At 55.3% G+C, this 22,233-nt stretch carries 24 protein-coding genes; 15 read left to right on the top strand and 9 right to left on the bottom strand.

The genetic code is table 11. From position 1 onward, the window contains the following. Window positions 1-63: 63 nt before the first annotated feature. Entirely contained in the window at window positions 64-645 is a 582-nt protein-coding gene (acpH, locus tag B3B59_RS19920; protein WP_207293093.1) for an ACP phosphodiesterase, read from the bottom strand. Window positions 646-736: 91 nt separating this feature from the next. Here acpH and queA point away from each other — a divergent pair, with 91 nt between their 5' ends. The 8 genes from queA to B3B59_RS19880 all read left to right on the top strand — a co-directional run bounded on the left by queA (window position 737) and on the right by B3B59_RS19880 (window position 8,850). Continuing rightward, the gene (queA, locus tag B3B59_RS19915) at window positions 737-1,807 is read left to right on the top strand and encodes a tRNA preQ1(34) S-adenosylmethionine ribosyltransferase-isomerase QueA (protein WP_286809814.1); all 1,071 of its coding nucleotides are present in this window, start codon (window positions 737-739) and stop codon (window positions 1,805-1,807) included. A 55-nt stretch (window positions 1,808-1,862) separates the two neighbouring features. Next, a complete protein-coding gene (gene tgt, locus B3B59_RS19910) occupies window positions 1,863-2,990 on the top strand; it encodes a tRNA guanosine(34) transglycosylase Tgt (RefSeq protein ID WP_040076946.1) in 1,128 nt (375 codons plus the stop codon). 22 nt (window positions 2,991-3,012) lie between these two features. Further along, window positions 3,013-3,345 carry a preprotein translocase subunit YajC gene (yajC, locus tag B3B59_RS19905; protein ID WP_003859109.1) on the top strand — a complete coding sequence of 111 codons (333 nt, stop codon included), beginning with the start codon at window positions 3,013-3,015 and terminating at the stop codon, window positions 3,343-3,345. 27 nt (window positions 3,346-3,372) lie between these two features. Then, window positions 3,373-5,220, top strand: a complete 1,848-nt coding sequence (secD, locus tag B3B59_RS19900) for a protein translocase subunit SecD (RefSeq protein WP_046884474.1) — start codon at window positions 3,373-3,375, stop codon at window positions 5,218-5,220. A 10-nt stretch (window positions 5,221-5,230) separates the two neighbouring features. Beyond that, entirely contained in the window at window positions 5,231-6,202 is a 972-nt protein-coding gene (gene secF / locus B3B59_RS19895; RefSeq protein ID WP_046884473.1) for a protein translocase subunit SecF, read from the top strand. A gap of 116 nt (window positions 6,203-6,318) precedes the next feature. Next, the gene (locus B3B59_RS19890; protein ID WP_286809813.1) at window positions 6,319-7,704 is read left to right on the top strand and encodes a M24 family metallopeptidase; all 1,386 of its coding nucleotides are present in this window, start codon (window positions 6,319-6,321) and stop codon (window positions 7,702-7,704) included. 77 nt (window positions 7,705-7,781) lie between these two features. Further along, window positions 7,782-8,147 carry a VOC family protein gene (locus tag B3B59_RS19885; protein WP_040076942.1) on the top strand — a complete coding sequence of 122 codons (366 nt, stop codon included), beginning with the start codon at window positions 7,782-7,784 and terminating at the stop codon, window positions 8,145-8,147. A 22-nt stretch (window positions 8,148-8,169) separates the two neighbouring features. Continuing rightward, on the top strand, window positions 8,170-8,850 hold the full coding sequence (locus B3B59_RS19880) for a helix-turn-helix transcriptional regulator (RefSeq protein WP_046884471.1): 681 nt from the start codon (window positions 8,170-8,172) through the stop codon (window positions 8,848-8,850). Window positions 8,851-8,893: 43 nt separating this feature from the next. Here the strand turns inward: B3B59_RS19880 and B3B59_RS19875 are convergent, their stop codons facing one another. Continuing rightward, window positions 8,894-9,778, bottom strand: coding sequence for a nucleoside-specific channel-forming protein Tsx (locus tag B3B59_RS19875; protein ID WP_286809811.1), 885 nt, complete (start codon window positions 9,776-9,778; stop codon window positions 8,894-8,896). 263 nt (window positions 9,779-10,041) lie between these two features. Further along, entirely contained in the window at window positions 10,042-10,581 is a 540-nt protein-coding gene (locus B3B59_RS19870) for a DUF3251 domain-containing protein (RefSeq protein WP_046884469.1), read from the bottom strand. A 153-nt stretch (window positions 10,582-10,734) separates the two neighbouring features. On the opposite strand from B3B59_RS19870, the gene nrdR reads away from it, so the two are divergent. The 5 genes from nrdR (at window position 10,735) to thiL (ending at window position 14,340) form a co-directional block, all read left to right on the top strand. Next, complete coding sequence (gene nrdR / locus B3B59_RS19865) at window positions 10,735-11,184, top strand: transcriptional regulator NrdR (RefSeq protein WP_040076938.1); 450 nt, start codon at window positions 10,735-10,737, stop codon at window positions 11,182-11,184. Window positions 11,185-11,188: 4 nt separating this feature from the next. Beyond that, entirely contained in the window at window positions 11,189-12,292 is a 1,104-nt protein-coding gene (gene ribD / locus B3B59_RS19860; protein ID WP_286809810.1) for a bifunctional diaminohydroxyphosphoribosylaminopyrimidine deaminase/5-amino-6-(5-phosphoribosylamino)uracil reductase RibD, read from the top strand. A gap of 87 nt (window positions 12,293-12,379) precedes the next feature. Then, window positions 12,380-12,850, top strand: a complete 471-nt coding sequence (gene ribE / locus B3B59_RS19855; protein WP_040076935.1) for a 6,7-dimethyl-8-ribityllumazine synthase — start codon at window positions 12,380-12,382, stop codon at window positions 12,848-12,850. 19 nt (window positions 12,851-12,869) lie between these two features. After that, the gene (gene nusB, locus B3B59_RS19850; protein WP_040076933.1) at window positions 12,870-13,289 is read left to right on the top strand and encodes a transcription antitermination factor NusB; all 420 of its coding nucleotides are present in this window, start codon (window positions 12,870-12,872) and stop codon (window positions 13,287-13,289) included. 76 nt (window positions 13,290-13,365) lie between these two features. Beyond that, window positions 13,366-14,340 (top strand): thiamine-phosphate kinase, encoded by a 975-nt coding sequence (gene thiL, locus B3B59_RS19845; protein ID WP_046884467.1) that lies wholly within the window; start codon window positions 13,366-13,368, stop codon window positions 14,338-14,340. Between the two features lie 41 nt (window positions 14,341-14,381). On the opposite strand, the gene B3B59_RS19840 is transcribed toward thiL, so the two are convergent. The 4 genes from B3B59_RS19840 to xseB all read right to left on the bottom strand — a co-directional run bounded on the left by B3B59_RS19840 (window position 14,382) and on the right by xseB (window position 18,453). Further along, a complete protein-coding gene (locus B3B59_RS19840) occupies window positions 14,382-15,356 on the bottom strand; it encodes an aldo/keto reductase (RefSeq protein ID WP_040076930.1) in 975 nt (324 codons plus the stop codon). Between the two features lie 67 nt (window positions 15,357-15,423). Beyond that, a complete protein-coding gene (dxs, locus tag B3B59_RS19835; protein WP_046884466.1) occupies window positions 15,424-17,286 on the bottom strand; it encodes a 1-deoxy-D-xylulose-5-phosphate synthase in 1,863 nt (620 codons plus the stop codon). Window positions 17,287-17,310: 24 nt separating this feature from the next. Continuing rightward, the gene (ispA, locus tag B3B59_RS19830) at window positions 17,311-18,210 is read right to left on the bottom strand and encodes a (2E,6E)-farnesyl diphosphate synthase (RefSeq protein ID WP_046884465.1); all 900 of its coding nucleotides are present in this window, start codon (window positions 18,208-18,210) and stop codon (window positions 17,311-17,313) included. After that, entirely contained in the window at window positions 18,211-18,453 is a 243-nt protein-coding gene (xseB, locus tag B3B59_RS19825; protein ID WP_212477035.1) for an exodeoxyribonuclease VII small subunit, read from the bottom strand. It abuts the gene before it with no gap. A 190-nt stretch (window positions 18,454-18,643) separates the two neighbouring features. Here xseB and thiI point away from each other — a divergent pair, with 190 nt between their 5' ends. Continuing rightward, entirely contained in the window at window positions 18,644-20,092 is a 1,449-nt protein-coding gene (gene thiI, locus B3B59_RS19820) for a tRNA uracil 4-sulfurtransferase ThiI (protein ID WP_040076926.1), read from the top strand. 33 nt (window positions 20,093-20,125) lie between these two features. Here thiI and yajL read toward each other — a convergent pair whose 3' ends face one another. Both yajL and panE read right to left on the bottom strand, forming a co-directional pair. Then, window positions 20,126-20,716, bottom strand: coding sequence for a protein deglycase YajL (yajL, locus tag B3B59_RS19815; protein WP_207293100.1), 591 nt, complete (start codon window positions 20,714-20,716; stop codon window positions 20,126-20,128). Next, window positions 20,679-21,590 carry a 2-dehydropantoate 2-reductase gene (gene panE / locus B3B59_RS19810; protein WP_212477033.1) on the bottom strand — a complete coding sequence of 304 codons (912 nt, stop codon included), beginning with the start codon at window positions 21,588-21,590 and terminating at the stop codon, window positions 20,679-20,681. Before panE ends, yajL begins: the two co-directional genes overlap by 38 nt. A gap of 128 nt (window positions 21,591-21,718) precedes the next feature. Here panE and B3B59_RS19805 point away from each other — a divergent pair, with 128 nt between their 5' ends. After that, window positions 21,719-22,210: a YajQ family cyclic di-GMP-binding protein gene (locus B3B59_RS19805; RefSeq protein ID WP_040076922.1), complete on the top strand. Its 492-nt coding sequence runs from the start codon at window positions 21,719-21,721 to the stop codon at window positions 22,208-22,210. Window positions 22,211-22,233 lie beyond the last annotated feature (23 nt).

Here is a 22,233-nt window from a genome sequence, read left to right as displayed (position 1 = left end):
GCTTTAACTCAAAGAGGCCCTAACAATCGTTCGATGAGCTTTTGCCTATCAATGACGCACCGGTTACAGCTGTCTGCTTTTTGCCTGCGCCATCATGCGTGGATAGAACTGCCAGAAACGGGTTTCGAGTGCGTCATAATGGTCGTCCAGATCTTGCCAGGAGTCGCGAAGAGCATCCAGACGCGGGCGGCGGCTGGCCATGCCATTAAGCACGTTCTGAATAAAATCCATATCGCGATAACGTTCCATCCAGCGCTCTGACCATAAGTAATGATTCAGATTCACAAAGCGTGGGGGAGAGTCGGGCAGGATGGTTGCTATCTGCGTCTGGGCATAGCGTACAAATTCTGACAGCGGCATCTCGGGTGAGAGCTGTGCCCAGTGCCGAGAGAGAAAGTGATCCCACATGACGTCCAGGGTAATCGGCGCGACGCGGCGGGTGTGAGGACGGAACCAGCCTTTCGCTTCGGTCACTTCGGGCAGGTTATCGGTCAACACGTCGATACGCCGGTGCATAAAAATACCCTCTACAACCTCGGGAGGGTACTCTTCTGCCGGGTTGCCGCGGACGAAATCGGCCAGCAAATTACCAGAAAGCGAGCTATCGGCCAGGTGAGCCAGGTGCAGGTGAGCGAGAAAATTCATGCGATTCGGTATCCGGAGTCGGCTAGTTGTTGCAGCAAAGTGGTGTGAGCACTAGACTAAGCCGCCTGTTTTTAAGTCACGAGTATAAGTCATGCGCGTCGCCGATTTCTCCTTTGAATTACCTGATTCCCTGATCGCCCACTATCCAATGCCTGAGCGCAGTAGCTGTCGCTTACTCTCTCTGGACGGGCCAACGGGCGCGCTGACGCACGGTACTTTCACCGATCTGCTCGATAAGCTCAACGCGGGCGATCTGCTGGTCTTTAACAATACCCGTGTGATCCCGGCCCGCCTGTTTGGTCGTAAAGCCAGCGGCGGAAAGATTGAAGTGCTGGTTGAGCGCATGCTGGATGATAAACGTATTCTGGCACATATTCGCGCATCTAAAGCGCCAAAACCGGGCGCGGAACTGCTGCTGGGCGATGACGAGAGCATCAACGCGACCATGGTTGCACGCCATGATGCCCTGTTTGAAGTGCAGTTCAACGACGAACGTCCGGTGCTGGATATTCTGAATGCCATTGGCCATATGCCGCTGCCACCCTATATTGAACGCCCGGACGAAGAGGCCGACCGCGAGCTGTACCAGACCGTCTATAGCCAGAAGCCAGGCGCAGTTGCTGCGCCGACGGCCGGCCTGCACTTTGACGAACCCCTGCTGGCAAAACTGCGCGATAAAGGTGTTGAGATGGCCTTTGTAACGCTGCACGTCGGCGCGGGCACCTTCCAGCCCGTGCGCGTGGACTCTATCGAAGACCACATCATGCACTCGGAATACGCAGAGGTCCCGCAAGAGGTTGTGGATGCGGTAATGGCGACCAAAGCGCGTGGCAACCGCGTTATCGCGGTGGGAACCACTTCTGTGCGCTCGCTTGAGAGCGCGGCGCAGGCGGCCAAAATTGAACTGATTGAACCCTTCTTTGGCGACACGCAAATCTTTATCTACCCGGGCTATCAGTACAAAGTGATTGATGCGCTGGTGACCAATTTCCACCTGCCTGAATCGACGCTGATTATGTTGGTTTCCGCCTTTGCGGGTTATCAGCATACGATGAATGCCTATAAGGCTGCGGTAGAACAAAATTATCGCTTTTTTAGCTACGGGGACGCGATGTTTATCACGTACAATCCGCAGGCTTTGAATGAGCGTGTCGGGGAATAAGTCCGCGGCACCGGAATAATGTGTTGGACTGTTTTTCTGACACAGAGGAAAAAAAATGAAATTTGAACTCGATACCACCGACGGTCGCGCACGCCGCGGTCGCCTGGTGTTTGATCGCGGCGTGGTAGAAACCCCCGCGTTTATGCCTGTGGGCACCTACGGCACCGTAAAAGGGATGACGCCGGAAGAAGTGGAAGCCACTGGCGCACAAATCATCCTCGGTAACACCTTCCACCTCTGGCTGCGTCCTGGCCAGGAGATCATGAAGCTGCACGGCGATCTGCACGACTTCATGCAGTGGAAAGGCCCCATTCTTACCGATTCCGGCGGTTTCCAGGTCTTCAGCCTCGGCGATATCCGGAAAATCACCGAAAAGGGTGTGCACTTCCGTAACCCCATCAACGGCGACCCGATCTTCCTTGATCCTGAAAAATCGATGGAAATCCAGTACGATCTCGGCTCCGATATCGTGATGATCTTCGATGAATGTACGCCATACCCGGCAGACTGGGATTACGCGAAGCGTTCCATGGAGATGTCACTGCGCTGGGCGCAGCGTAGCCGCGACCGTTTTGACTCGCTCGGCAACAAAAATGCACTGTTCGGCATTATCCAGGGCAGTGTTTACGAAGATTTACGTGATATCTCGGTTAAAGGTCTGGTAGAGATAGGTTTTGATGGCTACGCTGTCGGCGGTTTGGCTGTGGGTGAGCCGAAGGAAGACATGCACCGTATCCTGGAGCACGTCTGCCCGCAAATCCCGGCTGATAAACCGCGATACCTGATGGGTGTGGGTAAACCAGAAGATCTGGTTGAAGGCGTTCGTCGCGGTATTGATATGTTTGACTGCGTGATGCCAACCCGCAATGCCCGTAATGGTCACCTGTTCGTGACCGATGGCGTGGTAAAAATTCGTAATGCGAAGCATAAAAGCGACACCAGCCCACTCGATGCCGAGTGCGATTGCTATACCTGTCGCAATTATTCTCGCGCGTACCTGCATCATCTTGATCGTTGCAACGAGATTCTGGGCGCGCGTCTCAATACCATTCACAATCTTCGTTATTATCAGCGCTTAATGGCTGGTTTACGTAAGGCCATTGAAGAGGGTAAATTAGAGAGCTTCGTGACCGATTTCTACCAACGTCAGGGCCGTGCTGTACCACCTTTGAACGTTGATTAATTTTAATAATGAGGGAATTTAAATGAGCTTTTTTATTTCTGATGCGGTAGCAGCAACTGGCGCTCCGGCGCAGGGCAGCCCAATGTCTCTGATCCTGATGCTGGTTGTGTTCGGTCTGATCTTCTACTTCATGATCCTGCGTCCACAGCAGAAACGCACCAAAGAGCACAAAAACCTGATGAACTCCATTGCGAAAGGCGATGAAGTGCTGACCAACGGTGGCCTGGTGGGTCGCGTGACCAAAGTAGCGGAAAACGGCTACATTGCTATCGCCCTGAACGACACCACTGAAGTGGTTATCAAACGTGACTTCGTAGCTGCCGTTCTGCCGAAAGGCACCATGAAGGCGCTGTAATCCAACCATTTCCCAAAGGGAACTGCCGTGTTAAACCGTTATCCTTTGTGGAAGTACATCATGCTGGTCGTCGTGATTATCGTCGGCCTGCTGTACGCGCTTCCCAACCTGTATGGTGAGGATCCGGCTGTTCAAATCACTGGCGCGCGCGGTGTCGCCGCCAGTGAGCAAACGCTGATCCAGGTCCAGAAAACGTTACAAGAAGAAAAAATTACCGCTAAGTCTGTGGCACTGGAAGAGGGCGCTATTCTTGCTCGCTTCGACTCCACCGATACGCAGCTCCGCGCTCGTGAAGCGCTGATGGGCGTGATGGGTGATAAATATGTCGTGGCGCTGAACCTTGCTCCTGCAACTCCGCGTTGGCTGGCTGCGCTAAACGCAGAGCCAATGAAACTCGGTCTCGACCTGCGTGGCGGTGTGCACTTCCTGATGGAAGTGGATATGGATACCGCGCTGGGCAAGCTGCAGGAACAGAACATCGACAGCCTGCGCAGCGATCTGCGTGATAAAGGCATCCCTTACACCACCGTGCGTAAGGAAGAGAACTACGGCATGAGCATCGCGTTCCGCGACGGCTCTGCACGCGACCAGGCAGTCACTTACCTGACGTCGCGTCACCGCGATCTGGTGATCACCTCGCAGGGCAGCAACCAGCTGCGCGCCGTGATGACGGATGCCCGTCTGAGCGAAGCGCGTGAATACGCCGTTCAGCAGAACATCAACATTCTGCGTAACCGTGTAAACCAGCTGGGGGTAGCCGAGCCGCTGGTACAGCGTCAGGGTGCTGACCGTATCGTGGTTGAACTGCCAGGTATTCAGGATACCGCGCGTGCGAAGGAGATTCTGGGCGCGACCGCGACCCTGGAGTTCCGTCTGGTAAACACCAACGTTGACCAGTCCGCAGCCGCCTCTGGCCGCGTACCGGGCGACTCTGAAGTGAAGCAGACCCGTGAAGGTCAGCCGGTGGTGATGTACAAACGTGTGATCCTGACCGGTGACCACATTACCGACTCCACTTCCAGCCAGGATGAATACAACCAGCCGCAGGTGAACATCTCGCTTGATAGCGCAGGTGGCAACATCATGTCTAACTTCACTAAGGACAACATCGGTAAACCGATGGCAACCCTGTTCGTGGAGTATAAAGACAGCGGTAAGAAAGATGCGAACGGTCGCTCAGTGCTGGTGAAAGAGGAAGAGGTGATTAACATCGCCAATATCCAGTCCCGACTGGGTAACAGCTTCCGTATCACCGGTATCAACAACCCGAACGAAGCACGTCAGCTGTCGCTGCTGCTGCGTGCCGGTGCGTTGATTGCGCCAATCCAGATTGTTGAAGAGCGTACCATTGGTCCAACCCTGGGTATGCAGAACATCAAACAGGGTCTGGAAGCCTGTCTGGCCGGTCTGGTGGTCTCCATCATCTTCATGATCTTCTTCTATAAGAAGTTTGGTCTGATCGCGACAAGCGCGCTGGTGGCGAACCTGGTCCTGATTATCGGCATCATGTCTCTGCTTCCGGGGGCGACGCTGACCATGCCGGGTATTGCGGGTATCGTTCTTACCCTTGCGGTGGCGGTCGACGCCAACGTACTGATAAACGAACGTATCAAAGAAGAGCTAAGCAACGGTCGTTCTGTGCAGCAGGCGATTGAAGAGGGCTACAAAGGGGCGTTCAGCTCCATCTTCGATGCGAACGTAACAACACTGATTAAGGTTCTTATCTTGTATGCAGTGGGTACTGGCGCTATCAAAGGCTTTGCGATTACCACCGGTATCGGTGTAGCAACGTCAATGTTTACCGCTATTGTCGGCACCCGTGCCATCGTGAACCTGCTGTACGGCGGCAAGCGCGTTAAAAAGCTGTCTATCTGAGGAGTGCGTTGTGGCACAGGAATATACTGTTGAACAATTAAACCACGGCCGTAAAGTCTGGGACTTTATGCGCTGGGACTACTGGGCCTTCGGCATATCAGGTTTTCTGCTGATTCTGTCCATCGTCATTATGGGCGTGAAAGGCTTCAACTGGGGTCTGGACTTCACCGGTGGTACGGTGATTGAAATCACCCTGGAAAAACCGGTCGATATGGACCAGATGCGCGAATCACTGCAGAAAGCGGGCTTTGAAGAGCCGCTGCTGCAGAACTTCGGCAGCAGCCGCGACATCATGGTGCGTATGCCACCGGTACACGATGCCAACGGCAGCCAGGAGCTGGGCAGCAAGGTCGTTCAGGTTATCAATGAATCGACCAGCCAGAATGCAACGGTTAAGCGTATTGAGTTTGTTGGCCCGAGCGTGGGTGCAGACCTGGCCCAGACCGGTGCCATGGCGCTGCTGGTGGCGCTGATCTCCATCCTCGTTTACGTTGGCTTCCGCTTCGAGTGGCGCCTGGCGGCCGGGGTGGTTATTGCTCTGGCGCACGACGTGGTGATCACCATGGGCGTACTGTCGCTGTTCCACATTGAGATTGACCTGACGATTGTGGCATCCCTGATGTCCGTTATCGGTTACTCACTGAACGACAGTATCGTGGTATCTGACCGTATCCGTGAAAACTTCCGTAAGATCCGTCGCGGTACGCCGTACGAAATCTTTAACGTGTCGTTGACCCAGACGCTGCACCGTACCTTGATCACCTCCGGGACCACCTTGATGGTGATCCTGATGCTGTATCTCTTCGGTGGCCCGGTACTGGAAGGCTTCTCGCTGACCATGCTGATTGGTGTCTCTATCGGTACGGCGTCGTCCATTTACGTGGCGTCCGCACTGGCACTGAAACTCGGCATGAAGCGTGAGCACCTGATCCAGCAGAAGGTCGAAAAAGAAGGGGCGGATCAGCCGTCCATTCTGCCGTAAAGGCAACAGCGCGTTAAAACAGAATCCCGGTCGCAAGGCCGGGATTTTTTTTGGTACATCGCGCACGGATTTGGGTACTCTCCAGTGTGAATGCGAAATGACATGGAGCAATACCGATGGCCGTCATCACCCTCTCATCTGTTCCCCAACCGACCCTCTGGCACGATGTGCCATCTGTAACGCTAAGCGATGAAACGCTGCAGCAGCGCAAGGCGAAAGTCCTTAGCCGCATGGTACAGCAGGGGCTGGATACGCTGGTTATCTATGCCGACAAAGAGCACGGCGGCAATTTTGAATATCTCACCGGGTTTATCCCGCGCTTTGAAGAGGCGCTCCTGATACTGCAACAGACGGGGGAGGCGGCCCTGGTGCTGGGTAATGAAAACCTGAAGCTGGCGGCGCATGCCCGACTGGCGAACCGCGTTATCCATGCGCCGTGGTTTTCACTGCCAAACCAGCCGATGGATAATCAGCACTCCTTCCCGGAGTTGCTTCGTGAGGCGGGGCTCTCAGGCTCGAACACCGTTGGGCTGGTGGGCTGGAAGCTATTTACTGGCGCACGCGACGACAGATTGCAGATGTTCGATCTCCCCGCGTTTATTGTCGATGCCCTGCGCCTGGCGGCACCTCAGGCGCGGTTATGCAATGCAACGGGGATCTTTATCTCGCCCGAGAGCGGCGCCCGCATCACCAATAATGCAAACGAACTGGCGCACTACGAATACGGTGCCAATCTCGCCTCCACGGCAATGCTCACGGCGCTGAATGCCATCGCGCCCGGTAAAACCGAGAAGCAGATCGGCGCGCTGCTGGCGGCAGAGGGGCAGGCCAATAACGTGGTGATGATTGCCGCCACTGGCGAGCGCTTTGCTGATGCCAGGCTCTATCCGGGGGACAAAATTATTCAGCGCGGAGATAAATTCTCGCTGACGACCGGTTATAAAGGCGGCTTAAGCAGCCGTGCGGCTTATGTGGTGGCAGATGAAAATGAGCTAACACCGGCGGTAGCAGACTACCTCGAGGTGGTCGCCAAACCCTATTTTAATGCGGTGGTCAGTTGGCTGCAGCACCTGCGTATCGGCCTGCGTGGCGGTGAGATGTATGACCTGGTCGAACGGGTGTTGCCGAAAGCAGACTACCACTGGCACCTTAATCCGGGACATCTGGTGGCGGATGAGGAGTGGCTCTGCTCGCCCATTGGACCGAATTCGGCGGCAACATTACAAAGCGGCATGCTCCTGCAAATCGATATCATTCCCTCCCGCGCAGGATACGCTGGCGCCAGCATTGAAGATACCGTGGCGCTGGCGGACGAGGCGCTTCGCCACGAGATTCAGACCGCCTGGCCCGCGCTCTGGCAGCGTATTTGTACGCGCCGGGCCTATATTCAGACGCAGCTGGGCATCAGGCTGCCCGAGCAGGTTTTACCGCTTTCAAACACCGTCGGTTATCTGCGCCCGTGGCTGCTAAATCAATCACTTGCCTTTATTTTTACTGAGTGAGCCACTCTGCTGACAGTATGCTGTCAGGAGGCCTGGCGTACACTCCTTCTGAACTTACTCAACAGGCAGGAGGATGTATGAATAACGTCATTAATTGGTTTGAGATTGCGGTTACGGATATGGAGCGGGCCATTGCCTTTTATGAGCCGGTGATGCAGGTCTCGCTAAAACGTGAGGCGATGGACTGCGCGGAACTGGCCGTGTTCCCGCACGATGATCCGGCCGTCGGCGGCGCGCTGGCAAAATTTGACGGCATTGCGCCGTCGCAGCAGGGGGCGATTATCTATCTTCATACCTCAAACCTTGCGGCAACGCTCGATCGCGTGGCCTCAGCCGGGGGAGAATGTGTTTTCGGCCCGCTGGTTCTGCCGCGCGGCATTGGCACTATCGCGCTGTTTACGGACAGCGAAGGCAACCGGGTAGGGCTCCATCAGCCCGCCTGATAACAAGTGAAGGTGAAAATCGATGACCCGACGCGCTGACCGCCTGTTTCAGATCGTACAGATTCTGCGGGGCAGACGGCTGACCACCGCCGCGCTGCTTGCTGAACGACTGGGCGTGTCGGCGCGCACGGTGTATCGCGATATCCGCGATCTGTCGCTGTCGGGCGTGCCGATAGAGGGCGAAGCCGGAAGTGGTTATCGACTGCTGTCGGGCTTTGATTTGCCGCCGTTGATGTTGACTAACCGCGAGTCCGAAGCGCTGATCGTTGCCATTCGCCTGCTCAAAACCTGGGGAGGTGAGTCGCTCTCAAAAGAACTGGAGTCGGCGCAGGAGAAAGTGCTCGCTATTTTGCCCGAAGAGAGCCGTCGCAAGGCCGAGCAGACCCGCATTTACGCGCCGGATATTGCCCTGCAACCCCATTCGAGAAGCGGCTTTGATGTGATTCATCAGGCGATATCTTCCCAGCAGGTGCTCGCGTTACATTATCGGGATGAGGCCGGGCAGCTCTCCTGGCGGGAGGTGCAGCCGTTAGGGCTGTTCTTCTGGGGAGAGCACTGGCTACTCGCAGCCTGGTGTGAGCGACGCAATGACTACCGCTGTTTTCGCCTCGACCGTTGCCTGACCATTACCCTGACCGGGCGACGCTTCAGCGAAAGTGTAGAACGTTCTCTGGCCGACTTTTTGCGTAAAGTGAAGCAATAAAAAAGCCAGCCCGGAGGCTGGCTTTCATACATTGAAGCGATGCTTAGAAGTTGTAACCGACAACCAGATAACCACCCCAGCCGGTAGTACGTGTGTTGAAGTTGCCATTGCCAAAGTTCAGCTCAGCATCGTCGTTCCACTGACCACCGTTGTGCCAGTAACGCGCAACAACAGAGTAATGCCAGTGATCGTAGTTCAGCGCCAGAATGTGGCTGGAGGCGATAGAGTCGTTGGTACGGGATTTATTGCCGTTCAGATCGTTGGCGCTGTCATCGCCTAAATCGGAACCCCAGTCAAAGTTGGTGAAGCCGATGTAGCTCAGGTTACCGCCCCACAGCTGGGTAATCGGCACGAAGTATTTCACTTTGAAACGGTAGCCATCCCACTCGTTTTCGTTCGCAGCACCGTAGTTCTGCCACTGGTATTTCGCGTACACGTTCAGGGAGAGGCTCATCGGCAGACCGGTATCGATGTCGGTACCCAGACCCATATACCAGGTGCTCTGGCGGCCATCTTTATTGCGACCCATGTCGTAGATGTAGTTGTTCGCGATGTACCACTCTTTGAACGGACCAAAGCTCAGATCGGTGCCGGTCAGCTTATCGATAGAGAAACGCGGCTCGATCTCCATGAACAGCGGAGAGCCGTGGTTCCAGATACCTTTCGCATCAGTGTTACCACCGAAGAATACTGGCGCATCCAGGTAACCATAGAAGTCAAACCAGTCTTTCTTGGCAAACGCTTCGTATTCAAGGTAGGTATCGTTACGGATCTGAGGTCCGAAGCGGGTGTGGTAGCTACCGACCACGTTCACGCTCTGGTGCCACCAGTCGGAGACATATTCAGGTTTATCGTTTTCCGCTGCGTTAACAGAGAAAGTGGTTGTGAGCGCCAGAACTGCGCCAGCTGCCAGTAATGTTTTTTTCATAATGATGCCACTGATTTGAAATCCCTTACGGGAGTGAAAAATGCGCGAATAGCGTTTCTAAATATTTCGTGTTTCTGCGAGCCTATTATAGGAATCCGTGCTCACAAAAATATGTGTTGTTTCACATATCTCTCACATGCGTAATCGATTGCGTTCACGTTTGCGTACTTTAAACGGAGCGGATTGTACTGGCAAACATTTATGTTGCCAATCTTTGCGGAATTTAAATGAAAGCGGAACGTGGTTACGTTCCGCTGAAGAGATTACTGCGCGACGGGCTGGATATCGTGGATGCGGACAAAACCGAGCTGTTCTGGGGTAACGCCATTCAACTGCAGTGGGATATCCACATCGCTCGGGGCGAGTACGCTGGCCGGCGCATTAATCAGCTGGCTTTGCACATTCACCTCCTGGAAATTATCTGTGGTGCCCTGGATCTGGCCCCACTCCACGGTGCCGCTAAAAGCGGGTAAGGGATCGTTAGACTCGCCCTGAATGCGCAGCGTGGCACGGGTACCGTCAGCATTGGGCGCCACGTCTACCAACGACATTCGCAGCGTGCCGATCTGGCTTTTCAGCCGCGCCGGAGTGTTAGCGCCCGGTAGCAGATAAACACCGCTGGTCGATTTCACATTCAGCGCGTTTTGCTGGGTGATCTTTACGGTTTCCTGGTTGAGCTCGCTCATGGTCTGGTTTAGCGCGCTCACGCTCTGGTTCATCTGGCGAACTTCGCTTTGCTGTGCACAGGCGCTAAGGCTAAAGAGGCTCCCCACCAGGAGAATTTTCAGGTAACGTCTTGTCATTGCGTTTAATTCCTTGAAATAACGGATGGTGATAAGCGTAGCCAACGAAGCAAGGCAGGGTATAGATCCATTATCTCAAAAACGCTCTTCCTTTGTTGTCAGCCCAGTTCAGGGTAAAATGGAACTCAGTTAACCCGAAAGTCAGGACACCGTATGCATTGCCCATTCTGTCTCGCCGTGGATACCAAAGTAATCGACTCCCGTCTGGTGGGGGAAGGCTCCTCCGTACGCCGCCGCCGGCAATGCCTGGTATGCAACGAACGTTTTACTACCTTTGAAGTGGCAGAGCTGGTTATGCCGCGGGTAGTGAAAAGCAACGATATTCGCGAACCCTTCAATGAAGAGAAGCTGCGAAGTGGAATGCTGAAAGCGCTGGAAAAACGCCCCGTCAGCGCAGATGACGTCGAAACGGCACTTAACCACATCAAATCCCATCTGCGCGGTACCGGTGAGCGCGAAGTGCCGAGCAAGATGATCGGCAACCTGGTGATGGAGCAGCTGAAAAAGCTCGATAAAGTGGCCTATATCCGCTTCGCTTCTGTCTACCGCAGCTTCGAAGATATTAAAGAATTTGGCGAAGAGATCGCCCGCCTACAGGATTAAGCCCATGCAGGATGAAATGTACATGGCGCGAGCCTTAAAGCTGGCGCAGCGCGGACGTTTTACTACCCATCCCAATCCCAACGTTGGCTGTGTAATTGTGAAAGAGGGCGAAATCGTCGGAGAAGGTTTTCACTTTCGCGCCGGCGAGCCGCATGCCGAAGTACACGCCCTGCGGATGGCCGGCGAGAAGGCGCGTGGGGCGACGGCTTACGTGACGCTTGAGCCTTGCAGTCATCATGGGCGCACGCCACCCTGCTGTGAAGCGCTGATTAACGCAGGGGTGACGCGCGTGGTGGCAGCGATGCAGGATCCTAATCCGCAGGTAGCCGGCCGTGGATTGTTCCGCCTGCAGCAGGAAGGGATTGAGGTGAGTCATGGCCTGATGATGCAGGACGCCGAAGCCATTAATAAAGGTTTCCTGAAGCGCATGCGGACGGGCTTTCCTTTTATTCAGTTAAAGCTCGGCGCCTCTCTTGATGGCCGTACGGCGATGGCCAACGGCGAGAGCCAGTGGATCACTTCTGCGCAATCAAGGCGCGATGTGCAACGTCTGCGCGCGCAAAGCCATGCTATTCTCACCACCAGTGACACCGTGCTGGCGGATAACCCGTCAATGACCGTGCGCTGGAACGAACTTTCTGCCGATACGCAGTCCTGCTATTCCCAGGATGACCTGCGTCAGCCGCTTCGCATCGTGCTGGACCGCCAAAACCGCGTCACGCCAGAGCATCGTATTGTCCAGCAGCCAGGTGAAACGCTTTTTGTCCGCACCGGGGAAGATAGCCGCGCATGGCCGGAGGGCGTTCGAACGCTGATTGTACCCGAACATAATGGCCACCTCGATCTGGTAGTACTTATGATGCAGCTCGGCAGACAGCAGGTGAACAGCATCTGGGTTGAAGCAGGGCCGACGCTTGCCGGGGCGCTACTGCAGGCGGGGCTGGTGGATGAACTCATTGTTTACGTTGCCCCTAAACTGTTAGGCAACGACGCGCGTGGTCTGTTTGTCCTGCCGGGCCTTGAAAAACTGGCCGATGCACCGCAGCTTAAGTTCAGCGAGATACGCCCGATTGGACCCGATATTTGCCTGCATTTAATTCCCGCGTAAGGCTTACTGAAATAGGGAAGCAGTACGCAAATTATTATGATAAAATCCGCCCCCCTGCGGGGCCAAATGAACCCGTTAAGGAAGAGTATGAACATTATTGAAGCCGCTGTTGCTACCCCGGACGCTCGCGTCGCCATCACCATTGCGCGTTTTAACAACTTCATCAACGACAGCCTGCTGGAAGGTGCGGTAGACGCCCTGAAACGTATCGGTCAGGTGAAAGACGAAAATATTACCGTTGTCTGGGTTCCAGGCGCTTATGAACTGCCGCTGGCAGCAGGCGCGCTGGCGAAAACCGGCAAGTATGATGCGGTAATTGCGCTGGGTACGGTTATTCGTGGCGGTACCGCGCACTTTGAATATGTAGCAGGCGGTGCCAGCAATGGTCTGCTGCACGTTGCGCAGGATGCAGAAATTCCTGTCGCGTTTGGCGTGCTCACCACTGAAAGTATTGAACAAGCTATCGAACGCGCTGGCACCAAAGCCGGTAACAAAGGTGCAGAAGCTGCACTGACCGCGCTTGAAATGATTAATGTATTGAAAGCCATCAAGGCCTGATTTTTGTAAGGGGAATTCCGTGAAACCTGCTGCTCGTCGCCGCGCCCGTGAATGTGCCGTCCAGGCACTTTACTCCTGGCAGTTGTCCCAGAACGACATCGCTGATGTTGAATACCAGTTCCTGGCGGAACAAGACGTCAAAGGCGTTGATGTCCTGTACTTCCGTGAACTGCTGTCGGGAGTGGCGACTAATAGCGCGTATCTCGACGGACTGATGAAGCCATACCTGTCCCGTCTGCTCGAAGAGCTGGGCCAGGTTGAAAAAGCCGTACTGCGTATCGCCCTGTTCGAACTGTCCAAACGTGACGATGTGCCGTACAAAGTGGCCATCAACGAAGCGATCGAACTGGCGAAAACCTTCGGTGCTGAAGACAGCCATAAATTCGTCAATGGCGTGCTGGATAAAGCCGCTCCTGCGATCCGTCCCCACAAAAAGTGATCCGCAAACCGGAGTACTGTGCTGCCTTCGTGCGGTGTAGTCTCCGGTTTTTTCTTTTCTTAGCGAGGCATAACGTATGGCATGCGGCGAATTCTCCCTGATTGCCCGTTATTTTGACCGCGTCAGATCTTCTCGTCGTGATGTTGAAACCGGCATCGGTGACGACTGCGCACTGCTCAATATTCCGGAAAAACAGACGCTGGCCATCAGCACCGATACGCTGGTGTGTGGCAACCATTTTCTGGCGGACATCGATCCTGCCGATCTGGCGTACAAAGCGCTGGCGGTGAACGTCAGCGATCTGGCGGCGATGGGGGCCGACCCGGCGTGGTTAACGTTGGCGCTCACCCTGCCGAAGGTAGATGAAGCGTGGCTGGAAGCGTTCAGCGATGCCCTTTTCGAGCAGCTTAACTACTACGATATGCAGCTGATTGGCGGCGATACCACAGCGGGCCCGCTGTCGATGACGCTGGCGATCCACGGCTATGTCCCGGCTGGACGGGCTCTGAAGCGCTCGGGCGCGAAGCCGGGAGACTGGATCTATGTGACCGGAACCCCTGGCGACAGTGCGGCCGGGCTGGCGATTTTACAAGATCGACTGGTGGTCGAAGAGGCTGCTGATGCCGACTACCTGATAAAGCGTCATCTGCGTCCGACGCCACGTATTCTTCATGGGCAGGCGCTACGGGATCGTGCCAGCGCGGCAATCGATCTCTCTGATGGCTTGATTTCCGATCTTGGCCACATACTTAAGGCCAGCGGCGTAGGAGCGCGTGTCGATCTCGATACCTTCCCGCTTTCGGCGCCGCTGCGCCGCCATGCTGAGCCTGAACAGGCTCTACGCTGGGCGCTTTCGGGTGGTGAAGACTACGAGCTGTGCTTCACCGTGCCTGAACTAAATCGCGGTACGCTGGACGTGGCGCTTGGCCATCTGGGCGTTCCCTTTACCTGTATCGGCCAGATCCTGCCGGAAAGCGAAGGGATGCAGTTTTTGCGTGACGGAGAACCTGTCACGCTGGACTGGAAAGGCTACGATCACTTCGCGCAGTGAATAGTGTGTCCCCTCTCCTTGCGGGAGAGGGGATTCCGGGGTTATTTAAACCCCACGACCGGATGCTGCTGATAGGGCGTCTCGAGTTCGGCGATCTGCTCCGGCGTAAGTGTTAGCTCAACCGCACGCAGCAACTCATCCAGCTGATCCTCGCGTGAAGCACCAATAATCGGTGCCGCTACCCCACGTTTACTCAGCAACCATGCCAGCGCCACCTGCGCGCGGGTTGCATGGGTCTCTTCTGCAATGGCGGCCAGACGTTCGGCGATCTGCGCATCGTTGGCGTCACTTTCTGAATAGAGGGTTTTGCCAAACTCATCCGAAACCGAGCGGGCCGTAGTCTCGCCCCAGGGACGGGTTAACCTGCCGCGCGCCAGCGGGCTCCAGGGGATCACCGCAACGCCTTCCTGATAGCAGAGCGGCAGCATCTCGCGCTCCTCTTCCCGATAGATGAGGTTATAGTGATTCTGCATTGTCACGAAGCGCGCCCAGCCATGTTGTGCCTGTAAATCCAGCGCCTGGGCAAACTGCGAGGCGTGCATGGAGGATGCGCCGATAAAACGTGCTTTCCCGGCTTTAACCACGTCGTTCAGCGCTTCGAGCGTCTCTTCGATAGGGGTGTTGTAATCCCAGCGATGGATTTGCAGCAGATCCACATAATCCATATTCAGCCGACGCAGGCTGTCGTCAATCGATCGCAGAATCTGTGCGCGGGAGAGCCCTTCCGGCAGGTCGCCTACCTGATGGTAAACCTTAGTGGCGACAACCACCTCGTCCCGACGTGCAAAGTCGCGCAGGGCGCGACCAACAATCTCTTCGCTGCTGCCGTCGGAATAGCTGTTTGCGGTATCAAAAAAGGTAATGCCGCCATCAAGGGCGTGCTTGATGAGCAGGCGACTGCTCTCTTCCGGCAGCGTCCAGGCGTGTTTACCCCGATCCGGCTCGCCAAATGTCATACAGCCCAGACAAAGACGGGAAACCTTAAGGTCTGTTTTTCCTAATGTTGTATATTGCACGGTTCCACTCCTGCTGTTTTAAACATGAGGTTTAAGCATAGCAGGAGCGGAAAGGGGAGAGGTGGGGTCAGGCCAGCCAGCTGCGAATTCTGGCTTCGATACCGGCAGCATCAAGACCAATTTCTGCGCGGGCTTCATCCTGGGTGCCCTGGGCAATGAAGTGATCCGGCAGACCAAGGTTCAACACCGGTACTGGCTTGCGGTTCGCCATCAGCACTTCGTTCACGCCGCTGCCCGCGCCGCCCATAATCGCGTTCTCTTCCAGCGTGACCAGCATCTCGTGACTGGCGGCCATTTCAAGGATAAGCGCCTCGTCGAGCGGCTTCACAAAGCGCATATCAACCAGGGTGGCGTTCAGCGCGTCGGCGGCCTGAGCGGCTTCCGGCATCAGCGTGCCGAAGTTCAGGATCGCGACCTTTTCACCGCGACGCTTGATGACGCCTTTGCCAATCGCCATTTTTTGCAGAGGTTCAAGCTCAACGCCCAGGGCGTTACCGCGTGGATAGCGAACCGCACTTGGACCGTCCTGATAGTGATACCCGGTAAACAGCATCTGACGACATTCGTTTTCATCAGACGGGGTCATGATCACCATGTCAGGAATACAGCGCAGGAACGACAGATCGAATGCGCCCTGATGGGTCTGGCCGTCGGCCCCGACAATGCCTGCGCGGTCGATAGCAAACAGCACCGGCAGCTTCTGGATAGCCACGTCGTGGATCACCTGATCGTAGGCGCGCTGAAGGAAGGTGGAGTAGATCGCCACGATCGGCTTATAGCCGCCAATCGCCAGACCAGCCGCGAAGGTCACCGCGTGTTGCTCGGCGATCGCCACGTCAAAATATTGATCCGGATATTTTTTAGAGAACTCAACCATGCCGGAGCCTTCGCGCATGGCGGGCGTAACGGCCATCAGCTTGTTATCTTTCGCTGCGGTTTCACACAGCCAGTCACCAAAGATTTTGGAGTAGCTCGGCATGCCGCCGCTGCTTTTCGGCAGACAGCCGCTGGTAGGGTCGAACTTCGGTACCGCGTGGAAAGTGATCGGATCTTTTTCCGCCGGTTCGTATCCGCGACCTTTTTTGGTCATGATATGCAGGAACTGCGGGCCTTTGAGGTCTCGCATGTTCTTGAGCGTAGTGACCAGCCCCAGCACATCGTGGCCATCGACCGGACCGATATAGTTAAAGCCCAGCTCTTCAAACAGCGTGCCTGGCACGACCATGCCTTTGATATGTTCTTCCGTACGCTTGAGCAGCTCTTTGATCGGCGGTACACCGGAGAAGACTTTTTTACCGCCTTCACGCAGGGTGGAATAGAGCTTACCGGAGAGCAGTTGCGCCAGATGGTTGTTGAGCGCGCCGACATTCTCGGAGATGGACATTTCGTTGTCGTTCAGCACCACCAGCATATCCGGTTTGATATCGCCCGCATGGTTCATTGCCTCGAAGGCCATACCCGCGGTGATCGCCCCGTCACCAATTACGCAGACGGTACGGCGCTGCTTGTTCTCTTTCTCTGCCGCGACGGCAATGCCGATACCGGCGGAAATTGAGGTGGAGGAGTGACCGACGCTTAAGACGTCGTATTCGCTCTCACCGCGCCAGGGGAACGGATGCAGCCCCCCTTTCTGGCGAATGGTGCCAATTTTATCGCGACGGCCAGTAAGAATTTTATGCGGATAAGCCTGATGGCCAACATCCCAAATCAGCTGATCGAAGGGGGTATTGTAGACGTAGTGCAGCGCTACGGTGAGCTCCACCGTGCCAAGCCCGGAGGCGAAGTGGCCGCTGGAACGACTTACGCTGTCGAGCAGATAGCGACGTAACTCATCGCACAGCTTCGGCAGGCTCTCTTTCGGCAACAGACGCAACTCCTGGGTGGAGTCAACCAACGCCAGTGTCGGGTATTTGGCAATATCAAAACTCATCAAAGGCTCATCGAGATATATAGTTTATTTATCACGCTGGATTATGTAGTCCGCTAGCGCTTCCAGTGCCGAGGTGTCCAGTGACTGCGCGGCCAGTTCATTTAGCGACTGGCGGGCATCATCAATCAGATCCCGGGCTTTACGTTGGGCTTGCTCAAGACCCAACAGGGCGGGGTAGGTACTTTTGCCAAGCTGCTGATCGGCACCCTGACGTTTACCCAATATTGCAGTATCGCCCACGACATCCAGAATGTCATCCTGAACCTGGAAAGCCAGACCGATACTTTCTGCGTAGCGATCCAGGATCGGCAGGGCGTTACGCCCTTGTTCGCCCGCGCTCAATGCTCCCAGACGAACGGCGGCGCGAATCAGTGCCCCGGTCTTGTGGCGATGAATGCGTTCCAGCTGTTCCAGCGTCACCTGGCGCCCTTCGGCTTCCAGATCCAGTGCCTGACCGCCGCACATACCCGCCACGCCGCTGGCCTGCGCCAGTTCGGAGATCATGGCCAGGCGGTCACGATCGGCCACCTCTGCCATCGGCGCATCACTCAGGATAGCAAACGCCAGGGTTTGTAGCGCATCGCCCGCCAGAATGGCATTCGCTTCGCCAAACTTAATGTGGCAGGTTGGCTGACCGCGGCGCAGATCGTCATCATCCATCGCCGGTAAATCGTCGTGCATTAATGAGTAAGCATGAATACACTCAACGGCGGCCGCGGGGGCGTCCAGCGTTCCGGTGCTGATACCAAACATGTTGCCGGTGGCATAGACCAGGAACGGGCGCAGACGTTTGCCGCCCAACAGTGCGCCATAGTGCATGGCGCCGACCAGCGGAGTGTTCTGAAAAGGCTGTGGCTCAATGAAACGGCGAAGCGCGTCGTTAGCACGCTCGACGCACGTCTGAAGCTGATTCGCAAAATCCATTTACTCAGCGTCCGGTGTAAAAGGGGTGGGGGCAGCATCTTCGCTATTAGTAAGCAGGATCTGCACGCGCTGTTCAGCTTGCTGCAGCTTAACTTGACCCTGACGCGCCAGCTGCACGCCGCGCTCGAACTCATTCAGCGCCTCTTCCAGCGGCAGATCGCCACTTTCCAGACGGGTAACGATTTGCTCTAGTTCACCCAGCGCAGTTTCGAAACTGGCGGGTGCGTCATTTTTCTTTGGCATAGTGAATTGACTCTACTGTTTTTGCCTGTTCATGGTAACGGACTCAGGCTGATAAGCAAATAACGCGCAATATGCACAGGAGCCGCGCGATGGTGGTATACTTGCGCGCCTGGATGCAGTCTTCGGTATAGGGGCTGCTGTACTTTTCCATCACAAGCCTTTCAGGGCTTGCCAAAGAACCATTGCCGCCATGAAGTTTATCATTAAATTGTTCCCTGAAATCACCATCAAAAGCCAATCTGTGCGTTTGCGCTTTATTAAAATTCTGACCGGGAACATTCGTAACGTATTAAAGCACTATGACGAAACCCTCGCTGTGGTTCGCCACTGGGACCACGTTGAAGTGCGCGCCAAAGATGAAAATAAGCGTATTGATATTCGCGATGCGCTCACCCGTATTCCGGGCATCCACCATATTCTGGAAGTCGAGGACGTGCCGTTCACGTCTCTGCATGACATCTTCGAGAAAGCGCTGGCGCAGTACCGCGACCAGATCGAAGGCAAAACCTTCTGCGTTCGCGTAAAGCGCCGCGGTAAACATGAATTTAGCTCAATTGAAGCTGAACGCTATGTGGGCGGCGGGCTGAATCAGCACGTTGAATCGGCGCGCGTGAAGCTGACCGACCCGGATGTGACCGTTCACCTTGAGATCGAAAACGATCGCCTGTTGCTGGTGAAAGGGCGCTACGAAGGGATTGGCGGTTTCCCTATCGGTACCCAGGAAGATGTGCTGTCGCTTATCTCCGGTGGGTTCGACTCCGGCGTATCCAGCTATATGCTCATGCGTCGCGGCTGTCGTGTGCACTACTGTTTCTTTAATCTGGGTGGCGCCGCGCATGAAATCGGCGTTCGTCAGGTTGCACACTATCTATGGAACCGCTTTGGTAGCTCCCACCGCGTGCGTTTTGTGGCGATAAACTTCGAACCCGTGGTCGGCGAGATCCTCGAGAAAGTGGAAGATGGCCAGATGGGGGTGATACTGAAGCGCATGATGGTGCGTGCGGCCTCCCAGGTTGCTGAGCGCTACGGCGTGCAGGCGCTGGTCACCGGCGAAGCGCTGGGACAGGTTTCCAGCCAGACGCTGACCAACCTGCGCCTGATCGACAACGTCTCTGATACTCTGATTCTCCGCCCGCTGATCTCTCACGATAAAGAGCATATCATCGACCTGGCGCGTGAAATCGGTACCGCTGACTTCGCCCGCACCATGCCGGAATATTGTGGCGTGATTTCAAAAAGCCCAACGGTGAAAGCGGTGAAGGGAAAAATCGAAGCGGAAGAAGAAAACTTCGACTTCAGTATCCTGGATAAAGTGGTCGCCGAAGCGTCCAATATCGATATTCGCGAGATTGCTCAGCAGACCGAGCAGGACGTTGTGGAAGTGGAAACCGTGAAAGGTTTTAGCGCTAACGATGCGATTCTGGATATCCGCTCTATTGATGAACAGGATGACAAACCACTGCAGGTTGAGGGTGTGGAGGTGGTTTCACTGCCATTCTACAAACTGAGCACGAAGTTTGGTGACCTCGACCAGAACAAAACGTATTTGCTTTGGTGTGAGCGTGGGGTGATGAGCCGCCTGCAGGCGCTCTATCTCCGCGAGCAGGGCTTTGCCAACGTGAAGGTGTATCGCCCGTAATACGATAACGGCAACCCCAGGGTTGCCGTTTTTTTATTCGTAGTAATTATAAATGCCCGCCGCCATAACCAGTTGAGATGCCACTTCATGAGCTTTCTCGCGTCCAGCCAGTAGCTGAATAATCTTCAGCGCAAAATCAATCGATGTACCCGGCCCCTGGCTGGTTAACAGATTGACGCGCGGATCCCAGACCACGCGTTTATCCACCCATTGCTCTTCGGGGATACGATCTTTAAGCGTCGGGAAACCCGTCATGTTGCCGACAGGAAACAGGTTATGAGGCACAAGCACCGTGCCCGCTGCGGCGCAAATGGCTGCGACGATACGCCCGGAAAGATGGAACTGACGCACGGTCTCTACCAGCAGGGGGCTGTCCCGAAAACACTCTGCCCCCTTCAGGCCACCCGGTAACACGATGATGTCGTAATCACCATCCGCCACCTCTACCAGCGGGGCATCGGCCAGGAGCTTCACGCCGCGTGAACAGACAATTGCCAGGTTACCATCGCTGGCTACGCTGGCGGTGGTAACGTTAATGCCGCCGCGCACCAGTAAATCAATGGTCGTGACTGCTTCGGTCTCTTCGCTACCAGGGGCGAGGCATACCAGTGCCGACGCGCTCATACTCACTCTCCTTACGTTTAACCATGTCATACAGACGGGCGTTTTCCGGCACGCTAATGCCGTGGGCTCGCGCTCGTTTAAGTAAATACCCGGTAATATAATCGATCTCAGTGTGACGCTGGGCACGCACGTCCTGCAGCATTGAAGAGATATTTTCTGCTGTACTTTCAATAACCTGATCGACGTAATAACGGAGATCGTCAGCGGAGGTGTGTAAGCCTTCCCGCTCCACCACCGACGCGACCTCCGCGCAGAGCGTGGCCACCAGTTGCTGATGATTTTTCAATTCGCCGTTTGGACAATTCCAGAGCGCCGTCAGGGGATTGATCACGCAGTTTACCGCCAGCTTACGCCAGAGCTGTGGACGAATATGATTATGCCAGGCCACATCGGGTAAAACGTCCTGCAGCGTATCGGCCAGGTAGCTGTAATCCCCATCCTGCGCCCGGGCCGGGCCAATATGGGTGACGCCGCCAGCGACGTGAACAATGATATTGCCATCGCGCCGCGCCGCGTGCGTGGTGGTGGCCATCAAAAGCGGCTGGTGGATACTTTTTAGCTCATCAATGGTGCCCATACCGTTATGCAGCAGCAACACAGGGGATGAGGCGGGTAGCGTGGCGGCCAGCGCTTTAACGGCATCGGAAACTTGCCAGGCCTTCAGGGTCACCAGCAGCATATCGCTCTGGGCGAGAAAATCGGGATCGTTGGCGGTAAGCGATTCATTAAAAATCGTCCCGTCCTCTTCAATCAGGTTCACACTGCAATAAGGCTGGGGCACGCGCAACCAACCCTGAACATCGTGACCATGCTTACGCAGCGCAGTAAGCCAAAGCTGGCCCAGGGCTCCGCATCCAAGCACAGTAATTTTCATTGTTCCTCCTCACCTGCAACTGCGCCAGGTGTTACGGCCTAAGTATAGCGCCGTCAGCTAAGCTTCTGTTGAGTTATGCCTCGTAGCGGGTATTATGCAACGCAACAAATATGAAGGGAGAAGAAAAGATGCCATCTTTCGATATTGTTTCTGAAGTGGACATTCAGGAAGTGCGTAACGGCGTGGATAACGCTAGCCGTGAAGTCGAGTCACGTTTCGATTTTCGGGGCGTTGAGGCCACTTTCGAGCTGAATGACGCAAATAAGACCATTAAGGTGCTCAGCGAGTCCGATTTCCAGGTAAACCAGTTGCTGGATATTTTGCGTGCCAAGCTGCTGAAACGCGGCATTGAAGGTACCTCACTGGATGTTCCGGAAGAGTTCGTCCACAGTGGTAAAACCTGGTTTGTTGAAGCCAAACTGAAGCAGGGCATTGAGAGCGCGGTGCAGAAGAAAATCGTTAAGCTCATCAAAGACAGCAAGCTGAAAGTGCAGGCGCAAATCCAGGGTGAAGAGATTCGCGTAACCGGTAAATCCCGTGACGATTTGCAGTCCGTGATGGCGCTGGTGCGAGGCGGCGATCTGGGGCAGCCGTTCCAGTTTAAAAACTTCCGTGATTAATAAAAAAGCCCGGTCAGACCGGG

Source organism: Leclercia sp. UBA2479 (assembly GCF_002341985.1).
GTDB classification, from domain to species: domain Bacteria; phylum Pseudomonadota; class Gammaproteobacteria; order Enterobacterales; family Enterobacteriaceae; genus Enterobacter; species Enterobacter pneumoniae.
Note: the sequence above shows the minus strand (reverse complement) of the source record. Positions and strands in the feature narration are given on the sequence as shown.